The sequence below is a fragment of the Variovorax sp. P4_D9 genome (assembly GCF_056401695.1).
Window position 1 is genome coordinate 1 of record NZ_JBFUIU010001264.1, and the last position, 1,869, is coordinate 1,869.

Sequence of the window (1,869 nt, forward strand, 5' to 3'; positions counted from 1 at the left end):
CATCTACGATCGCTGCTGCGGCGCCCGTCAAGCCCGCCATCGGCTTCTTCGAACGTTACCTGACAGTGTGGGTGGCCCTGTGCATCGTCGCGGACATCACGCTAGGTCAGGTCCTGCCCGGCTTCTTCCGGGTCGTGGGCAGCCTCGAAGTTGCCAAGGTCAACCTGCCGGTGGGTGTCCTCATCTGGGTGAAGATCATTCCGATGCTGCTAGGCCCTGCTGGGGTTGGCTGTTCAATCGCCACGTCCTCGCGCCGTACCTTCCTGCCGAACAGCTCGACAGCTATGTGGCCGGGCTCATCCTGCTCGCAGCGACTCCGTGCACCACGATGGTTTTCGTCTGGCGCCAGCTCTGCAAGGGCGACCCGTACTTCACGTTGTCGCAGGTCGCCCTGAACGACGCCATCATGGTGGTCGCCTTCGCGCCCATCGTCGCGCTGCTGCTGGGCCTATCCTCCATCACCGTTCCCTGGAACACCCTGCTGGTCTCGGTGGGCCTCTACATCGTCGTTCCGGTCATCATTGCGCAGCTCTGGCGAAAAGCGCTCCTTCGCCGCGGGGTCGGGCACTTTCAGGCCGTGGCCGCCAAGCTGGGCCCGCTCTCCATGGCGGCGCTGCTGCTGACCCTGGTCTTGCTGTTCGCGTTCCAGGGCGAGGCCATCCTGGACCAGCCCTTGGTCATCGCATTGCTCGCGGTGCCAATCCTCGTCCAGGTCGTGCTCAACTCTGGTCTTGCCTACCTGCTCAACCGAAGGCTCGGCGTGAAGCACTGCGTCGCCGGCCCCTCCGCCCTGAACGGCGCAAGCAACTTCTTCGAACTGGCGGTCGCCACCGCCATCAGCCTCTTCGGCTTCCAGTCCGGCGCGGCGCTTGCCACCGTCGTCGGGGTGCTCATCGAGGTGCCCGTCATGCTTGCGGTCGTGGCGGTCGTGAACCGCACGCAGGGCTGGTACGAAGCGGGGCAGCCTGCAGCCTGAGCCCTCCGGAGAGTTGAACCGCGGCCCGCGTCGACGGATGATGTCGACCGGTGCATTGAAGGGATCCCCGTGATGCCGATTTCGTGGAAGCGTCGTTTCATCCTGTTCGTCCAGCGTTTCTGGCAGCCGACCAGCGCCTGCATGACCTGCATGCCCGGGAGCCTCGGGAACATCCTGAGCATCCCCCATTGGACGCTCGCTTTGCAGACCGGCCTGTTCACCGGCATTCTCGCGGTGGTCCTGACCTTCACGCCGGCCACGAAGCTGTACGCAAATCGCTACGGCAACGCGCTGCTCGTCGGCATCCTGACAATGATCGGCGACTCCTTCTCGCATCCAGGCCATTACGCCATCCCTCGTCTGGAGGCAGTGGTGACGGGCATCGTCTCCGGCCTGCTCGCGCTGGCCGGCTCGTTTCTGTTCGAGGACCGCGCTCGAAGGCTGCGGGCGCTATGGGCGCAGGTCCGCGGGCGCGCACCGGGTTGAAATGAGGGCTCGCGTGACTAGATTTTGAACTCCCCTGTTCAGCATGGAGGACACGACATGAGCACCCCGACCGAAGTCGTCCAGCAGGCCTACGCCGCATTCGGACGCCGCGACGTTCCCGGAATCCTGGCCACACTGACCGACGACGTGGACTGGCAATTTCACGCCAGCCCCAGCACCGGCATCCCGTACGGGGGCAAGTTCACCGGCAAGAAGGCGGTGGAGGCCTGGTTCACCACCCTGGCCCAGAACGATGACATCCAGCAGTTCGAACCGCGCGAATTCCTCGAAGGGCCGAATCACGTGACAGTGCTCGGCTGGGAGCGCGTGAGGCCGCTTCCGAACGGGACCGTGTTCGACAGCGAATGGGTCCACGTGTTCACCTTGAAGGACGGCAAGATCAGCCG

2 protein-coding genes and 1 pseudogene are annotated in these 1,869 nt (G+C 64.5%); all 3 read left to right on the plus strand.

Annotated features, from left to right (window positions below; all coding sequences use genetic code 11):
* The first annotated feature begins 8 nt into the window (after positions 1 to 8).
* Positions 9 to 976 (plus strand): annotated as a pseudogene (locus tag AC1DY5_RS53750) (arsenic resistance protein).
* 72 nt (positions 977 to 1,048) lie between these two features.
* Positions 1,049 to 1,462, plus strand: a complete 414-nt coding sequence (locus AC1DY5_RS53755) for a hypothetical protein (RefSeq protein ID WP_478122376.1) — start codon at positions 1,049 to 1,051, stop codon at positions 1,460 to 1,462.
* A 57-nt stretch (positions 1,463 to 1,519) separates the two neighbouring features.
* Positions 1,520 to 1,869 (plus strand): nuclear transport factor 2 family protein (locus AC1DY5_RS53760; protein WP_478122377.1); only part of this gene is annotated, 350 nt, incomplete at its 3' end.

Excerpts from the sequence above, each read along its gene's own strand:
- AC1DY5_RS53755 (WP_478122376.1), top strand. The coding sequence starts at position 1,049 with ATGCCGATTTCGTGGAAGCGTCGTTTCATCCTGTTCGTCCAGCGTTTC.